Raw genomic sequence first — 17,177 nt, 5'->3', positions numbered from 1 at the left:
CCTAAAATTGAATCCTAAAAGAGATTGTTAAAAATACCGTAAAAAAACGGAGGGTTTATCCCTGTAAATGAGGAGTTACTACTAATTAATTTCTTAATTTTATCGATTTGAAAGGAATTTTCACACATTTAAAAGCAGACTAGTCTTCCTTCTGCTCTTCTGTGGAAATCCATTCTAAATTTCCTTTTTTACCAAATCGATAGAGGTCCTGATGCCATCTTGCCCCTCCTCTACAGCCTGTTGTTAAAAGTTTCTTCTCTTTGTCAACAGTTACATCGCATAGACAAGAACAACTTGAGTGGGAATAATCCGGTTCTTTAAGCTTTTCAAAACGTTTGCTTTGAGGATTGTACAGATATATATCAAATATTCTGTAAACGCCCATTCCCTCGTCAGGAACAGAGAATGCAATGTCATCGTAACCATCAAAATTGTAATCCTCAATGATGCTTTGTCTGGCAAAAGAAGGTTGATCCGGAGACTGAAGTTCTATTGCAGTTTTCTTACCATCAGGATAAGCAATGGTAAAATGATTATTATAAGAATGATTAAACGCCAATACAGCATCATGCAGAAGATATTTATCGCTTCCGTCATACTTTTCGCCCTCTACCATTTCCATGGTAAACTTTCTGCCGTCTTTTGCTCTGGTATAGGTAATGTTTGAAGTACTATCATCTATCATTTCGAGTGTATAGACCCCGTTGATTTTCCCTCCGATCATTTCATTCCAGACATAATAATTAATGTCCGGCTCCCCGTCTCTTCTCCTTTCTGTATCTACTTTAAAACTTTTTACCTGTAAAGGAATGATTTCTTTCTTCCCGGAATATTGCACAAATGCCCCCTTACCCTGAGATCCATAATAAAGTTTCAGCCTGAATTCTTTAGCTTCTCCTACAGATTTTAACGTAAAAGGCTGGGCTAAGATTAATACGGAAAACAGCATAAAACAGCATAAAAACAGATTTTTCATCATCATCAGTTTATATAAAAAGATCCAACACAAATCTTACAATCCATAAAAAAACAATCAGCACCAGTATTGAAAACTGTACTTTATTGACATTTTTATTCCCGAATTTCCATACCAGAATACGGTCTATAATAATCACCAGCAATAAAGGAACTAAACCGAACAGAATATACCCGAATAGAACATCAGGTACTGACGAGCCTTTCATCAGAACAATGGCGGCAATCAATCCAGAAATCATGGCAATAATTCCTGCAATAAAAAAGAGGATCCAGTTTTGAAATTGTTTTTCCATAAAATATACAGGTTATTAGCTAAAATAGCAATAACTCATCAATATACAAAACTGAAAAACCTTTTAAAAAACGTTCAGAATTACCATCTTACCCGTCATTGTATTATTAAACTGATATTTAATAATTTGTTAAAGAAGCTGTGCGCATATTATCTATAATTTTGGCAAAATATCAGTTATCATGTTATATATCATTATGGTAGTTGTACTACAGGCACTTATCACCATTACTTTACTGATGTCTCTTATCAAAAACAGGGAATCTGTACTGAATATGCTGCTATTGTATATAGGAGTCGTTACACTGGATATGGGTTATGAATATTTCATCATTCAGAAATTCGGTTATGAATCTGTTCTATATGAAATTCCGGGGAGTCTCCGTGTATTCAAAGGGCTTATTTTTCTTTATATCACTACGTATTTAATTCATGCAAAATGGAGAGATAAGCTCAAATACCTGATTGCTCCGCTAACGTTAGTTGTTATACACCACGCCATTGCTACTTCGGCTAAGATGCTTGATCTTTCCTGGGCAGATCTCGCTATCAAAAGTTATAAATCCTACTTTGTTTATTATAGTTACTATTGGATTGCATGTCTTGTTGTATGTATTTACCTGCTTACAAAGTATCGTAAAAATATTACCCATCCGGCAGCCCGTAATTTCCGTTATCTGGTTTGCTATGTATTGACAGGTGTATTAGTTTTCTGGGCGGTCTACCAATTAGGCTGGGATACTTTGGTCTATCAGAAGATCTATAGTCTCTTATTTCTGTTCCAGTTCGGGTGGATTTTGTACGTTTATATTTTAACGTACCAGCACAAACTTCAGAATACATCATCGTTTTCTGTTCCTAAAGAAACGTATCAGTATAAAGACCTTTCAAAAATAGATTTTGAGGCTGTACAAAATGCCATTACCTCTTTCTACAAGGAAAGTCATGATTATCTGGATGAAGAATTTACCTTAGACCAGCTTTCCGGCCATCTGAAAATAAGCAAAGCCGATTTAAGTATCACATTTAATAAGCATCTTCATTCCAATTTTCACGAATATACCAACAGAAGCCGTATTCAGCATTTTAAACAGATTTTATTGGAAGATCCTTCAGCCAGCGTTACAGATCTTGCGTTTCAATGTGGTTTTAAATCCAAATCTACTTTTTATAAATATTTTAAAAAAGAATTTCACTGCCTTCCCTCTCAGCTTGTTCATTAGTTACAATTATTTAACATTAGTAACTAACTGAATTACAACACAGTTTACCTCGAACTCAAGAGAAGTAGTTGCATAAAATTTAAATGAACCAAAACTTTTGAATGAGCTGACATCTTTGCACCAAACTTTATAAGGATGTCACGAGAAAGACTTTTTTTAACAAAAGCAGCATTTTTTCTTCTTGGGCCTTTGGCCTTTGCTCAAACCACTGTTCACGGAACTGTAGTAGACAGTCAGGGAAACCTGCCCAATGCATTGGTGTATATTGAAAACAGCGGACAGAAGGTAACTTCTGATACTGATGGTTCTTTTGTTCTTAATAATGTTTATGACGGAAGTTATAGACTTGTTGTAGAATATAAAGGATATGACAGTGTTTATATACCTTTCACCATTACGGATAAAAGGGAAATAGATCTTGGATTAATTAAATTTGGAGCTAAATTTAAAGAAAACAACCTTCAGGAAGTAGTTGTTACCAGTGTATACAAAGCATCACAGGCAAGAGCGATTACCATGAAAAAAAACTCCAATACGATCACAGAAGTACTTTCTGCAGATGCTATCGGGAAACTGCCGGATCGTAACGCAGCTGATGCTGTACAGCGTATGCAGGGTGTTTCTATTGAAAGAGATATGGGCGAGGGACGTTTTGTGGCAGTAAGAGGAACGCCTATACAATGGACGTCTTCCACCCTGAATGGCAACAGAATGCCAAGTGCCAGCGGTGACAATGCCAATCGTGGAGTTCAAATGGATATTTTCCCTTCGGAGCTTATTCAGAATGTACGTTTGTCTAAAGCGCTTACTCCGGATCTGGATGGTGATGCCATTGGCGGAAATGTGGATTTTATTACGAAAACCTCACCCAATAAAGAAACATTGGCAATAAGTATGGCTTCGGGGTATGTTAACATGTCCAAATCTCCTTCTTACAATACCTCCATCGTCTACGGAAATAAAATTACGGATAAGCTTAAATTCATTACCTCTGCTGTGATCTGGGAGCGCTCTACTGCTATAGATCAGATGAGAAATATTTATAATTACGGACTGAAAGATAAAACAGCTTCTTATTCTATCAACCAGCTTCAGCTTCGTGATTACCTGGCAAACCGCAGAACTTTGGGATTTAACCTGGGATTGGATTATGAAATAGACAGCCGGAATAAATTATACGCAAAAGCATTATATAGCCAATACAAAGACGGGCAGTCTGTAAGGGAAACCTATTTCAATTTTGACAGTAAAAATGTCTTGCTGCAGGCTCGTCATGCGGATTATCTTACGGATCTGTACTCTATGCAGATTGGTGGTAATCATCAGGTGGGACAGCGTATGGAAGTGAACTGGTCCGCCTCCAAAGCACGTTCTGAATTCAAATTCAATTCTCCTGATAATCTTGAAAAAGATCAAAGGGGTTATCCGATTGTTAATTTCACACAGGCTATGACGTATGGAAATCTCTCTGCAGACGGAAGAAAATATTTGGCAATGGATGCTCCTGATGGCGTTGGAGTTACCGAAAAATACACACTGCCTTATAATCAGCAGGCAATAGCAGCAGACAAACTTAAGCTCAATCAAATTATTCTGAGTCAGAACCATAACAGTGAGAGAGATCTAAGAGGGCAGATTGATATTAAATATAAAGCCGCAGATAATTTTGAAATTAAATTCGGAACCAAATACAACAATAAAAACAAAATTGTAGACAGTTCTGTATTGGTCTGGATGCCTAAATCATCGTTGGGAATTCCCGGATCTCCTGTTACATATTTGAGTCAGCTTGGGCGAGAAGGCTTTCCCTATAAAGGAGGTTTTATGAATCCTTTGGGCAATCCTTATAATACCGTTATCATAGACCAAATTACCAATACCCAGATCGATCAGATGTACAATCCCGCTACACAAAACAGCTTAGGGCTGATGCAGGTGAGCAGCAAGGACAGCAATTCGAATATTACAAGTTCTTACCGTGGTACTGAAAACGTATGGGCAGCTTACCTGATGGCCACTTGGAAGATTTCAGATCAACTGCAGGTATTGGGAGGTTTCAGAAATGAATACAATGATATTACCTTCTGGGGCAAAAAAGTAGTTTCTGATAAAGACAATAAAACGGAAGATATTAAGGACAATAAAACGTACAATGTAGTTCTTCCAATGGTCAATATGAAATGGAATATTACCAGTGACCACATCCTGAGATTGGCCTATACCCGTTCGTTTGCCAGACCGGATTTCAACGACCTGAATCCCGGAACCATCGTCAATGACATTACCAATACCATCACTCAGGGAAATACCAAGCTTGATCCTACATTTTCAAACAATTTTGACCTTATGTTTGAGAACTATTTTGGAAAGCTGGATTTGATAACTGCGGGCGTGTTTTACAAAGACATCACGAATCTTATCTACAAAGACCAGTCTGTATTAGATCTGGCGGGAAGAACTTATACTTTCACAGCTCCTAAAAATCTGGAAGGTGCTAAGCTCTTTGGTTTTGAATTTGGGATATCAAAACGTTTTGAAAACCTACCCGGGTTTTTGAAAAACATCGGCTTTGAAGGAAACTACACCTACATATCTTCCAAAATGAATATGCCTGTGTACGAAAACGGTAAACAAACAGGAACAATGTCTACCACAATTCCGAACCAAGCCAAACATATTTTCAATACCATTCTTTTCTATGAAACCAGCAAACTGATGATCCGTATTGCCGGAAATTACAAAGGAAATTACGTAAGCGAAATCAGAGCAGCGGCTGGAGCAGATCATTATCAGTATTTTGACAAAAACTTTACTGTAGACCTTTCCACGGCCTATAGTCTTACAAAGAAAGTACGCCTGTTTATGGAACTGAACAATATTTTTAATGAACCCAACCGCTATTATATGGGAACCAAAGGCCGTGTAGAAAATATTTCTTATTCAGGGATACGTGGACAACTTGGTTTTACTTTCAATTTTTAATCAAAAAATTTTATTCATATGAAAAAGCATATATATGGAGCTGCATTTTGTATGACAGCACTGGCACAGGCACAGGATAAATGCCAGAATCTAAGAATTAATCAGCTGCAGGTTGTAGGAACTCATAATTCTTACGCCCAGCCTGTAGACCCAAAAGTACTGGATCTGGTAACCCCGATCATCAACGGGATGATGCAGAAATACAGCAGTATGATGTCTGAAGATCAAAAGGCCAAATTTAAAGAATATCATCCTTACGGCATGGATCTGAAAGAAGGTCTGAATTATAATCACCCCAACTTCACAGAACAGCTCAACGCCAATCTCAGAGGGCTGGAAATAGATGTTTATTACGATCCGGAAGGCGGCCGATTTAGCCATCCTGCAACGTATGAGGTGCTAAAGGCAAAGGGAGTTACTGATCTGGCACCTTTTAATACAAAAGGACTGGATCAGCCCGGTTTCAAAGTCCTGCATATGGCAGATATAGATTTCAGAACGCATTACCCTACTTTAAAAGATGCATTAACTGCTCTTAAATCCTGGTCTGACCAACATCCGGGGCACACTCCCATCTTCATGATGATTGAAGCTAAAGATTCAGGTTTCCCGATTCTTGAAACCAGTACGAAAGTTCTTCCCTTTGATAAGAAAGCCTACGATGAACTGGATGAGGAGATTGTAAAATATCTTGGAAAGGATAAAATTATCACTCCAAAAGACGTTCAGGGCAAATATAAAACACTCAAAGAGGCTGTAACACACAATAACTGGCCAAAGCTTACTGACAGCAAAGGAAAATTCATTTTTATGCTTCTTCCGGGAAGTGCCGGAACCCTTTCTTCCAAAGACAATCCTTATCTTGTGGACGGATCTCTAAAGGAAAGGGTTATGTTTCTAAACAGTGAACCTGATGATGCTTTCGCAGGGTTTATCCTAAGAGACAATGCTATTGTAAGACAGAAAGAGATACAGGATTTGGTAAAACAGGGATTTATGGTCAGAACCCGGGCTGATATTGAAACCTATGAAGCTAAAACTAATGACCTCACAAGATCTAAAGCAGCTTTCAGCAGTGGTGCACAGGTTGTTTCCACCGACTTTTTCCGCTCTGGAAATACTTATGGAACGCCTTACTTTGTACAGCCACCGCAGAGAGAAGGTTATCTTAATAATCCTTTAAATTCTTCATGCAAATAACTATCAAGCCGGTTCTGTTCAGAACCGGCTTTTTTATGGCTAGCCATCCTCGAAGTTTTGACTAAAGCCGGATGAAAAACGTTTTATTAAACGGAAACCAGGCTAAAGCCCGCCCCTATTAAATATTTAAATCCATATCCCAAAAAACAGGATCTCGAAAACCCATAATTCATAATTCACTCTTCTAAACTCATCAATATATTCCTATACCAACCCTTCCAATTGCTGTAAAATAGGAATCAGAGACTTTCCCTTTTCAGTAAGATTATATTCTATGTGTAAAGGTTTTTGAGTTATAACGGTTCTTTCGAGTAAATCCAGGTCTTCCAATTCTCTCAGAGCTGTTGTTAATGTTTGTTTATTAGACCCTTCTATGTCGCGCAGCAGGCTGCTGAAACGTAAAGTAGATTTGGAAGCAAGAATAAAAACTTCTAATTTTAATTTACCTGAAAGTGTTTTTAAAAGCTTCTGTACAGGGCACATGTCTGCCCCTTCAGCCGAATTGCTATTAGTCAGATTTTTTTGACTCATTGTGTGTTTTTTTTAATATCGTAACTTTGCAAACATAGTGGTTATTAATAAATTAATGCAGTACTATCCACACATTTAACAAAAAACATTATAAAAAGCACAAAAAACTAAGTAGAAATTTTTCATTAAAAAACGTATGTTTTTATGATATCTCTTATTAATTTGCTCTGATTGTAAGTTTGCATAAAAGTATAATTGATTATCAATTATTTTCAATAAAAAAACTAAAAACCTAAAACACAAATATGAAAAATGAGATTTTTATCTTTAGATCAGGCTATAATATATATTATTCTACCAGCCTACTTTTACTCACAACACAACACGAGCCCGAAAACCTGCAATAATTATATTGGAAGGCTTTAATACAAGCACAATTCGGATTATTTACCATGGTTAGTAATAGAAAAATAAAGATTGTAAGGAACAGTCGGTTTTCAAAAATCTGCCCCAAATGATAATATCGGATTCTTGTGTAGCGGTTACTTTACCAAAAGTACATCTGCTTTACTGTATTCTATTCTTTCCTATACTATTGATGATAAGCTATAAAATTTGAATAAAAGTTATTCAAACAGAATCTAATAACCTAAAAAAACATGCGTATGAGAAAAAAATCAATGCTATCAGTCTGGGCTGTATTCTGCTCAGTTGCATCCGTTTATGCTTCGTCACGAGGCGATACGGACCGGCGCTTTTTTAATGATCGGTTTATATTGGAAAGTCGTCTTCCAGTAACCGTCCTCACTTATGATTTGGGTCCCGTGATGTCTATTTCACAAAACCTCAATGAAAAAGGAGCGGTTGTGATGAGCGGACAGCTCAACAAACCTGTTACCACCAGCGATGTTCTGATTTCCGTTAAATATCAGAATGCCCTGGGAGAATGGGTTACTGCGTGGTGCAAAACATTATATGCCAGCAATCTGTATAATGAAAACCTTAATGCTACCTTTGAATTACCAGCTTCTGCAAGCAGCGGCACATATAATTTAAAAGTTGTGCTAAGCTCAGAAACAGATAACTTCTCCGGAATTACGTGGAATAAAGCGGTAAGCCATTACAAATTAGGAGATTATACTGCAGCCACGTGTGAACTGGATGAAAATGAATATACGATACTTTTCACTCCGAAAAAAAGTGGTACAGTATTATTTAATCCTAACGGAAGTGTTTCCGGAGTGAAAGACAGGGTAAAATCACAGCATCTGACTAAGAAACTGGATGATATTGTATTATCCGTTAACGCCAGTGGTACTCTGGATAGCAGCAATCCAAATGCACCTGTGATTAATATTGATAATCCTAATAATATCAGTACGATTGCCAGCTCACAGAAATACATCTACCAAGGCAGTGACACAAGTCCTTTTGAGTTTTCTTATCATGATCCTGTTTATGTATTTGCCGGTAAGTTTTCAAGTTCGGGCTTCTTTATTAACTTCAGTAACTGGTTTTTACCTCCTGAGGAGGGTGGAGAACCCTGGGGTAGAGGATATTTGGATTTTACAAACCCTAACGCTTTAGTGAACAGGTATTATAACCTTTACAATTACATCAACGAGAAACTGACCGACATTATTTCGGATCAGGAACCCGTAGTTATTGTTGTAAGCAAAATAACAGGTTTCAGGGTATATAAATCTACCGGGCAGTACATCACCGTCAATGCATTAAGCAATTATAATACTGTGAATGATTTCGGCTACCCTCCATTATATGACAAACAAAGAGGTCCCGGATCTGAAAATTTCTTTCTGAGCAATACTCCTAAAGCTTCTTTATATGGTATAGGAGCCATTAGAAACAGAAAAGTAATAGCTAACTGGAATGGGCCAATGAGACCTCTTTCTGAAATTGAAACGGAAATTAAAAAATTCATCAAGTATGTAGGAGTTTTTGGAAATTCAACAGCATATGATTCTACAGACTGTTCAAGCGGATGCGTTGCGATTAATGCCGGAGCACTACCTGATAATGCTATACAAGACTGGACAAAAGCACCCAATACTTATATTTTTGACATAGAAAAAGATAAAAGTAAGAAAGGATTGCGAATACCAGTAAAAAAAGCATATGCAATGTGGAAAGATAATTCTAATGCTGATTTTTCTTTTAATAATCCTATAAACAGTACTGATGTTAAAGCTTACTTGTATTGGGAAGATAAAGCAGGTTTGGTAATGTCTGGAACCGATTATGAATTAGCGATTAGAGGTACAGGAGAAAATGCGGAAATAGAAGTTCCTATTGATATTACTAAAGGAAAAGGTAATGCAGTGGTTTCTTTAAATACATTTAATCCTACAATCAATGATTATGAAGTGAAGTGGAGCTGGCACGTTTGGGTTACAGATGATCCTACTGCTAATGGCGCTACTTTCAGACAAGGTTTTGAAACAAGAGTAGATAATACTCCAATCCCAAATGAAGAGTGGAAATGGATGAACAGAAATTTAGGAGCTACAAATACTGAGTTTTTAGGAAACGATTCCAATAAATCAGTAGGACTTATGTACCAATGGGGAAGAAAAGACCCTATTCCGCCATTAGCTCACAAAGATGGTTCTACTTATTTTATTAATGGAAAAGCCGGCAAGTATAATGCGGCTGATTTTGGAGAATTATCCTATCAAGCTACCCCAAAAACAGGTTGGATTTTAAGGAATAATATAAGTGGACACGAGAATATAGTGAACAACCTAAAATATTCTGTAAATAATCCGTTGAAAATAATTACTTATGCCGGATGGAATGGTTATGATAATACCGATTATGGAACTTGGTTTTCGGATGTACAATATAAGTTTTTAGGAACTAGTGAACATGATAGAGTTTCTTGGGATCTTTGGTCAGATAATAGAAAAGGGTTATATTCTAATGGGCGAAAAGCTTATGATCGTGGTTTAAATGCAACTCCAGAAGATTACTTAATAGAGGCAGACAGCAAATCATACGAGCTGAAATCGCCTTATGATCCCTGCCCTAACGGCTGGAGAATCCCATCTCATTATGCAGGTAGTTTGGGAAGCAGTTTTGGAAACAATATGAGCCCTTGGGGAAGATTAAATAGCGGCGCAGACGATGATTTAAATGATAATTCTAAATTCAAATACACTACAGTTAATCCTGTTTTAAGTAGCGTAAAAGTATATCCTCAAATCGGGTTTGATTTTACGAATCAAAAAAATCAATCTGATCCAAACTATAATAGAAATATTGGATATTTCCCAATTACAGGAGCGTACGTGTTTTTAGGACCTAATGAAAAAGTAGATTATGTTTCTAGTTTTAACAGAATGGGTTATATTAACTGGAGATCAACAGGAAACTTACCAACAGCAACCTATTCTCCTTGGAATGGAATAAGAGGAGTAGGAATTGTAAGTGACTTTTTAAATGATTACACTGGCAAGATGTTATTTGCAGTTAACCAGACTTCAATGACTAAAGGAGCTAGTACGTGTAGATGTATAGCAGATCCTAATAAACAGTTTATTGATATTAATCAAGAGTTTGCCAATCGTTATCTTGAAGGAGATAATGTAGTTGCAGATGTAGCAACATTGAAAGAATGGGCAAAAGAACCGAACAGTTTTATAGCCTATACTAATACAGCTAATCCTGATGACAGAATTGTAACAATAAAGCTCAAAAAAGCAATTGCAATGGATATGCTGTACCTTAATGGAGGGAGCAATAGAACTTTCAGAGAAGGAACTAAAAATACGCCAAGTATTGTATGGACAACTGATAAAAATTTAATCAGTAAAATGGAAATATATCCTAATCCTGATAATATTGACGAAAATAGTGAGCTTAGGATTACTTTAAAACCCAATGTTATAGGTAACGCAGTGGTTGCTTTTCATAGGGGAAATTCTGGACAGTGGCTTAACTCTAAGATGCAGGATCCTGTGGTTTGGAGCTGGCATATCTGGGCACCTAGATCTACTGTTAATGACTTACCAAAATATGTGACAGAAGAAAATTCAAGCTTAGCAGCGGATAACGGAATGGTAACTCCAAATACAAGCGGACATATTATTAATCCTACAAAAAGCGGAGTGGCACCTATGGAAACTGTTTTTATGGATAGAGATTTAGGGGCTTTAGAAGATCTTCCGATAGATATTAATACTCCTGATAGAACAGAATCTAATATCAAAACTCACTTTGCAAGTGGACTGCATTACCAGTGGGGCAGAAAAGATCCTTTGCCAACATTCTATTTTAACGGTGGTACTCTAAACAGATGTGCTACCTGTACTTCTGCTCCAAATGTTATTTACAATGACCCATCTTATCAGGTGTTTAGGCAGATAGCAGCCGCGAATACTGATGGTACTATAAATTTAACAAGTTATTCAGCAGGAATCTCAGATGCAAACTTTAGAGATAAAACAGCAAATGGTTATTCCAGAGAGTATAGCACCTATAAGCAGGAAGCTGGTGTTTCGCCAACTGATACTCCAAGTGAGAAAATAAGAAAGATTCTAAAGTATTCTACAGAAAATCCTTTTTACTTTCTATTTCATAATACATCTTTAGATAATAATCCTTCACTTACAACACCTACTGAGGTTGGTTTTGAAGAAATTGTATATAATTCTGCAGATGCTAGATTTGCAAAACAGAATAGAAATGTGGCTAATGCCCAGGTAAAAGATTGGATTTCTGATGAAAAAGAAATGATGCCAGAAAGATGGGGACATAATACCGAAAAATCACCATTTGACCCTTGTCCTAATGGTTATAGAATCCCTGACACTACTATGGCTGGTTTATTTGGATATAATCAAGGTTCATCGCCATGGTTTTATAATAAGGGACGTGCTAATGCCGCAAACCTATCAACATACGGAATTGGGCAGGGTGTTATAGCACAATTAAAAGGAGCTAGTAATAACGCAGTTGGTGAGATTAAATACCCTGGCTATATGCTTGCTAACTCCGCCAATGTTGCCTATTATGGTTACGATCCATCTGTTACATATTCAAGATTTAATACCTATTGGGGATGGGTATTTAACTTCAATGGGTCTAAGTATAATATTGGAAATATTCCTACAAGTGGAATTAGAGGACTTTTTGGTGGAAGCGGATGGATACCAAAATCAATTGGGACACCTACGAATACAATGCCAACATTTGCTAATTCTACCGGGCTATGGACAGCATCATTAGGAGACCTAAATTCAGGCTGGGCAATTGCTCTTAGAATTCAATCACCTTCGGTTAGTTATATAGGAAGTGTAGCTTCTGGCACTGGAGTTTATCCTCAAGCTGCTATGTCTTGCCGTTGTGCAAAAGATGAACCTAGATACCTGGGTCTGTCTGTAACAAATAATTCAGGAAAACGGGCCGTTAATACTTTTGCTGAAAAAGAAGTTGAGCAGAAAGTAGAATCTGATAAACTTGTAGTGTATCCAAATCCTGTAAGTACGATATTATATATTGATGCAAAAGATACTAAAGACTATTATTATCAAATTTATAATATGTCCGGGCAACTAGTAAAAACTGGAAAATTTGAAAATAAGAAGACTGATGTTTCTTCTTTACTTTCAGGAGCATATTTAATAAGAATTAATGATTCTGATTCTGTTGTTAAAATAATCAAAAAATAAAATGACGATATATTTGGACAACTAATATTTTTCATACTTTTATCCAAGATTTGGATGAAGTTTGAAATTTTAACCACGCTCTTGGGCGTGGTTTTTTTATGGCTTCCTCTACTAATCACTCAAAAAGATTGAGTTTCGAGACACAGTTAAGTTTCATTAGGATGAAACCTTTCTTTCCTGGTTTCTTCATAGGCTTTCTGGCTTAGGAATTCCATTTTCCAGCATCTTTGTACCAAGTCGATTGACTTCGTTATCACTCCGGTTAGATTTCCGCCATAGAAATTACTCCATTACGAAAAGCCTTCCCCCACATGAAACAGATGCACAACGCTTTGTGCTTACCATATTCATCTATTTCTTGAGGATAGAAAAATGAATGCTTTTCGGCTAAAGTATAAACGGGAATCAAGAGTATCCTCCAGATCATTCTGAATATTTTTAGAAAATCCAGAACCGATAAACTTTTCAGGGTTTTCATATTTCCAATAAGGAGATATTGAACCGGGAATTTCTTTGTAAATTCCTAAAGCATAACAGGTTTTAATATCTGTGTGATACTCTTTGTATTTTCGAATCTAAAACATTCTTCAACTCAAATGTTTCGAGCACTGCAAGGAATTTAAAATTAGGCTAATTCAATAATTAACTATACGAAACAATTCTAATCTATGTCAGTAGGAAGAGCAAAAAGACTTACATTTCTGAAAGTCTTTTTTTGTGTCTTAATGTTAACTATTTCATGGCAAGGACTCCAAATCTGAGGAGTAAAACATTTTTAATTTAAATTTAACACAAAGATTTAGTATCTGATCGTTCATTTTTAAGAGAGCAAAGACAGGAATCAACTTTGTTGATTCTTTCTAAGCTTACAAATTTTCACTCAGCTTCATCAGCGACATTGTCGATTACTTAGCTTCCTTAACAATAAGATAAATGAATATAACTTTGCGTTAAATTAAAATAGAACAGACTTAAATGTTCCACCCTCCTTATTTAGCATCCAAACTCTTACAAAGGTTATAAAAAAAAAAGTCTTCTATTTCTAGAAGACTTTTTGCGATCCGGACGGGACTCGAACCCGCGACCTCCGCCGTGACAGGGCGGCATTCTAACCAGCTGAACTACCGGATCAATTTTTTTAAAGAAATTGAGAAAACTTCTGCGATCCGGACGGGACTCGAACCCGCGACCTCCGCCGTGACAGGGCGGCATTCTAACCAGCTGAACTACCGGATCAATTTTTTTAAAGAAATTGAGAAAACTTCTGCGATCCGGACGGGACTCGAACCCGCGACCTCCGCCGTGACAGGGCGGCATTCTAACCAGCTGAACTACCGGATCAATTTTTTTAAAAGAAATTGAGAAAACTTCTGCGATCCGGACGGGACTCGAACCCGCGACCTCCGCCGTGACAGGGCGGCATTCTAACCAGCTGAACTACCGGATCAATTTTTTTAAAAGAAATTGAGAAAACTTCTGCGATCCGGACGGGACTCGAACCCGCGACCTCCGCCGTGACAGGGCGGCATTCTAACCAACTGAACTACCGGATCAAATTATTAAAGAACTTCGTTTCTTTTTCGTGGTTGCAAAATTACACCTTTTTTCCTTACCTGCAAATTATTTTCAAAAAAAATGCCTCCCAATCATGGAAGGCATTCATTACCAAAGTTGTTTTTTTATAAGTGAGCGCTTAATTTTTCAGCGATAACTTCTTTTGGAGCTACCCCTACTAATTTATCCACTACCTCCCCGTTCTTAAAAATAAGAACTGTAGGAATATTTCTGATACCATACTGCATAGAGATTTCCTGGTTGTTGTCTACATCTACCTTCCCTACTACTGCTTTACCTTCAAAATCTGATGCTACTTCTTCGATGATTGGTCCTAATGTTCTGCAAGGTCCGCACCATACTGCCCAGAAGTCTACTAATACCGGTTTGTCTGATTTTAAAACCGTATCCTGAAATGAGCTGTCTGTAATTTCTAAAGCCATTTTGTTTCTTTTATTTTAATTAATATTATTTTCTTTTTAATCCTCTATTGGATGTTCAAAATTACGATTTTTAAAGCACAAGCCTATCTATGCTCAACATTAGTTTTTTCTATAGTGTAATCGCTTGAAATTTCCTTCAAAGCATTCACTAATGAATCAATCTCTGCTTTCGTCGTCATATGGCTGAAAGAGATACGTAATGGCGTACAGTGATCCATTTCGTCCTCAGAAAGCACCATCATCATAACCATGGAAGGTTTTGAAGCTCCTGATGAGCATGCACTCCCCTGAGAAATTGCAATTCCCTTCATATCCAGCTGAAGCCCGATCAATGGGTTTTTATAAGGTAATAATGCACTTAAAACCGTATAAAGACTGTTTTCCTTCTCAGCACTTCTTCCATTGAATTTAATCCCTTCAATTTCGGCAGAAAGTCTCTCAATCGTATAATTTTTGATATCCTGCATATGGTTGGTATACTCACCCATATGATTAAGGGAAAGTTCCAATGCTTTACCTAATCCTACGATTCCGCAAACATTTTCTGTTCCGGCTCTAAGGCTTCTTTCCTGAGGCCCTCCTGTGATAATCCCTTTTAAGCCTGTTGCCTTTCTGATAAATGCAAATCCTGCTCCTTTTGGTCCATGAAACTTGTGGGCACTGCATGAAGCAAAGTCTACAGGGATATCAGACAGATCAAGGTTCATGTGAGCCATAGTTTGTACGGTATCCGAGTGGAAAAGCGCGTTATGCTCTTTGCATAGCTGGGCAACTTTTTTAAGGTCGATAATATTTCCGATTTCGTTATTAGCATGCATTAAGCTTACCAATGTTTTTTTATCTGAAGCTTTTAACAGCTCTTCTAATTTTGTAAGGTCAATATCTCCTTTTTCATTCGGGCGGATATAGTTTACTTCTACTCCTTTTCTGCTCTTCATATCCAGAATACTTTCAGAAACACATTTATGTTCCAGAGGAGAACTGATGATTCTTTCTACTCCAAGGTGCTCTACCGAGGATTTGATGATCATATTGTTGGATTCTGTTCCGCAGGAAGTGAAAATGATTTCGGCAGGAGTTACATGAAGATAGTCTGCAACCTGTCTTCTTACATTTTCAATAAGGATTTTTGCTTCCTGGCCAAAGCTGTGCGTTGAAGACGGGTTTCCGAAATTCATCTTCATAGTACCCACCATTGCATCTATTACTTCTTCTGCAAGCGGAGTGGTTGCGGCATTATCTAAATATACTTTATCCATTCTTATTTTGAATATTTTAATTCTACGGAGGTAAACTGGTAATTGGCGGGAACAGTGAAAATAATCCAGGGATTAGACATCACCTGAATTTCCATTCCACCGGAAGGTTCTCCGGCCGGAACTTCTACATAAAGAATCTGATTTTTTACAGACGCGCTCTTAATTTCATCAATTTTGTGACTTCCGGATCTGAAAGTTCCCAAATTGTATAAAACGACTTTTTTGTTTTTCGGAAATGAAGGATATTTGATATAAGATTCTTTATCAAGGTCTACAACACCAAAACTTCCTCTGATTCTGTTTCGAAAATCTTTTTCGTCTTTAATGATTGTAAAGCCGGATGTATCTGCTCCTCCCTGGGATTCAGAGACAAGAAGTTCAGCATTTTCCTGCACAGCAGAAGACTTCTGGGATGAAGTGCTTGCACAGCTCATGAAGATTACTGCACATGCAATTAACAGGCTTTTCATTTTTTACAATTTTATCTCCCAAAATTAGTGAAAAAATTGATAATGTCCTTCATTTGCCCATTTCAACATTGGCCGATCTCCGGAAGTATCGCCAAATGCAATAATTTTATCGTATTTAGAATCGTTTATTTCTTCTTTTATTCTTACAAGTTTTTCTTTCCCGTTGCAGTTTTTTCCTACAAAATTTCCTGTGAAAACCCCGTTCTTAAACTCTGCCCGCGTAGAAACAAGCTCCATTTTAAGTGCCTGAGCGAATGGCTTTACCCAGATATCCAATGAAGCCGTAACCAATAAACTTTGTGTATTGTTATGATCTATATTATTAATAAAGTCGAGCGCATTTTCACGCACAATTTTAGGATAATGCTGTTCAAAAAACAGTTTAGACTTTTGCTCTATCTTTTCCTGAGTCTGTCCTTTTAAAATAGAACCAATAAAACTTTTTTTCACCTTTTCGGTTTCAGCCAGCTTTAATTTCAGCAGGATAAAGAGCGGAACATGTCTCAAAAATTGTATACGGTATTTTGTAGAATCGTAGAATTTGAGATACATAAACATAGTATCTTTATACGTCAGGGTTCCGTCAAAATCAAAACAATACAATTTTTTCATTTC

Annotated in this window: 11 protein-coding genes and 5 tRNA genes; 4 read left to right on the top strand and 12 right to left on the bottom strand. The window is 37.0% G+C overall.

Going from position 1 to position 17,177, the window contains the following annotated elements:
- Nucleotides 1-139 precede the first annotated feature (139 nt).
- Both CLU97_RS05200 and CLU97_RS05195 read right to left on the bottom strand, forming a co-directional pair.
- Nucleotides 140-976 (bottom strand): XAC2610-related protein, encoded by an 837-nt coding sequence (locus CLU97_RS05200; RefSeq protein WP_147436445.1) that lies wholly within the window; start codon nucleotides 974-976, stop codon nucleotides 140-142.
- A gap of 10 nt (nucleotides 977-986) precedes the next feature.
- The gene (locus CLU97_RS05195) at nucleotides 987-1,271 is read right to left on the bottom strand and encodes a hypothetical protein (protein ID WP_121486980.1); all 285 of its coding nucleotides are present in this window, start codon (nucleotides 1,269-1,271) and stop codon (nucleotides 987-989) included.
- A gap of 181 nt (nucleotides 1,272-1,452) precedes the next feature.
- On the opposite strand from CLU97_RS05195, the gene CLU97_RS05190 reads away from it, so the two are divergent.
- The 3 genes from CLU97_RS05190 (at nucleotide 1,453) to CLU97_RS05180 (ending at nucleotide 6,675) form a co-directional block, all read left to right on the top strand.
- Nucleotides 1,453-2,493, top strand: coding sequence for a helix-turn-helix domain-containing protein (locus tag CLU97_RS05190; protein ID WP_121486979.1), 1,041 nt, complete (start codon nucleotides 1,453-1,455; stop codon nucleotides 2,491-2,493).
- 135 nt (nucleotides 2,494-2,628) lie between these two features.
- Nucleotides 2,629-5,475: a TonB-dependent receptor gene (locus CLU97_RS05185; protein WP_121486978.1), complete on the top strand. Its 2,847-nt coding sequence runs from the start codon at nucleotides 2,629-2,631 to the stop codon at nucleotides 5,473-5,475.
- 18 nt (nucleotides 5,476-5,493) lie between these two features.
- A complete protein-coding gene (locus CLU97_RS05180) occupies nucleotides 5,494-6,675 on the top strand; it encodes a phosphatidylinositol-specific phospholipase C domain-containing protein (protein ID WP_121486977.1) in 1,182 nt (393 codons plus the stop codon).
- 204 nt (nucleotides 6,676-6,879) lie between these two features.
- Here the strand turns inward: CLU97_RS05180 and CLU97_RS05175 are convergent, their stop codons facing one another.
- Complete coding sequence (locus CLU97_RS05175) at nucleotides 6,880-7,206, bottom strand: winged helix-turn-helix transcriptional regulator (RefSeq protein ID WP_183084519.1); 327 nt, start codon at nucleotides 7,204-7,206, stop codon at nucleotides 6,880-6,882.
- A gap of 605 nt (nucleotides 7,207-7,811) precedes the next feature.
- Here CLU97_RS05175 and CLU97_RS05170 point away from each other — a divergent pair.
- Nucleotides 7,812-12,836, top strand: coding sequence for a T9SS type A sorting domain-containing protein (locus CLU97_RS05170; RefSeq protein ID WP_183084518.1), 5,025 nt, complete (start codon nucleotides 7,812-7,814; stop codon nucleotides 12,834-12,836).
- Between the two features lie 1,057 nt (nucleotides 12,837-13,893).
- On the opposite strand, the gene CLU97_RS05160 is transcribed toward CLU97_RS05170, so the two are convergent.
- From CLU97_RS05160 to CLU97_RS05120, 9 genes are all read right to left on the bottom strand, one after another.
- A tRNA-Asp gene (locus CLU97_RS05160) sits at nucleotides 13,894-13,967 on the bottom strand.
- Between the two features lie 31 nt (nucleotides 13,968-13,998).
- Nucleotides 13,999-14,072, bottom strand: a tRNA-Asp gene (locus CLU97_RS05155).
- 31 nt (nucleotides 14,073-14,103) lie between these two features.
- Nucleotides 14,104-14,177 (bottom strand) — tRNA-Asp (locus tag CLU97_RS05150).
- A 32-nt stretch (nucleotides 14,178-14,209) separates the two neighbouring features.
- Nucleotides 14,210-14,283 (bottom strand) — tRNA-Asp (locus CLU97_RS05145).
- 32 nt (nucleotides 14,284-14,315) lie between these two features.
- Nucleotides 14,316-14,389, bottom strand: a tRNA-Asp gene (locus tag CLU97_RS05140).
- Nucleotides 14,390-14,515: 126 nt separating this feature from the next.
- Nucleotides 14,516-14,833 carry a thioredoxin gene (gene trxA, locus CLU97_RS05135; RefSeq protein WP_027374941.1) on the bottom strand — a complete coding sequence of 106 codons (318 nt, stop codon included), beginning with the start codon at nucleotides 14,831-14,833 and terminating at the stop codon, nucleotides 14,516-14,518.
- An 83-nt stretch (nucleotides 14,834-14,916) separates the two neighbouring features.
- Complete coding sequence (locus tag CLU97_RS05130; protein ID WP_121486974.1) at nucleotides 14,917-16,092, bottom strand: cysteine desulfurase family protein; 1,176 nt, start codon at nucleotides 16,090-16,092, stop codon at nucleotides 14,917-14,919.
- 2 nt (nucleotides 16,093-16,094) lie between these two features.
- Nucleotides 16,095-16,562, bottom strand: coding sequence for a hypothetical protein (locus tag CLU97_RS05125; protein ID WP_121486973.1), 468 nt, complete (start codon nucleotides 16,560-16,562; stop codon nucleotides 16,095-16,097).
- Nucleotides 16,563-16,586: 24 nt separating this feature from the next.
- Entirely contained in the window at nucleotides 16,587-17,174 is a 588-nt protein-coding gene (locus CLU97_RS05120) for an HAD family hydrolase (RefSeq protein WP_105704340.1), read from the bottom strand.
- Between the last annotated feature and the right edge of the window lie 3 nt (nucleotides 17,175-17,177).

It is taken from the genome of Chryseobacterium sp. 7, assembly GCF_003663845.1.
Lineage (GTDB): Bacteria > Bacteroidota > Bacteroidia > Flavobacteriales > Weeksellaceae > Chryseobacterium.
The sequence above is the reverse complement of the archived record's forward strand: the minus strand, read 5'-3'. Positions and strand labels throughout refer to the sequence as shown.

Coding starts and splice junctions, on each gene's coding strand:
- CLU97_RS05200 (WP_147436445.1), bottom strand. CDS start 976: ATGAAAAATCTGTTTTTATGCTGTTTTATGCTGTTTTCCGTATTAATC.
- CLU97_RS05195 (WP_121486980.1), bottom strand. CDS start 1,271: ATGGAAAAACAATTTCAAAACTGGATCCTCTTTTTTATTGCAGGAATT.
- CLU97_RS05190 (WP_121486979.1), top strand. CDS start 1,453: ATGTTATATATCATTATGGTAGTTGTACTACAGGCACTTATCACCATT.
- CLU97_RS05185 (WP_121486978.1), top strand. CDS start 2,629: ATGTCACGAGAAAGACTTTTTTTAACAAAAGCAGCATTTTTTCTTCTT.
- CLU97_RS05180 (WP_121486977.1), top strand. CDS start 5,494: ATGAAAAAGCATATATATGGAGCTGCATTTTGTATGACAGCACTGGCA.
- CLU97_RS05175 (WP_183084519.1), bottom strand. CDS start 7,206: ATGAGTCAAAAAAATCTGACTAATAGCAATTCGGCTGAAGGGGCAGAC.
- CLU97_RS05170 (WP_183084518.1), top strand. CDS start 7,812: ATGAGAAAAAAATCAATGCTATCAGTCTGGGCTGTATTCTGCTCAGTT.
- trxA (WP_027374941.1), bottom strand. CDS start 14,833: ATGGCTTTAGAAATTACAGACAGCTCATTTCAGGATACGGTTTTAAAA.
- CLU97_RS05130 (WP_121486974.1), bottom strand. CDS start 16,092: ATGGATAAAGTATATTTAGATAATGCCGCAACCACTCCGCTTGCAGAA.
- CLU97_RS05125 (WP_121486973.1), bottom strand. CDS start 16,562: ATGAAAAGCCTGTTAATTGCATGTGCAGTAATCTTCATGAGCTGTGCA.
- CLU97_RS05120 (WP_105704340.1), bottom strand. CDS start 17,174: ATGAAAAAATTGTATTGTTTTGATTTTGACGGAACCCTGACGTATAAA.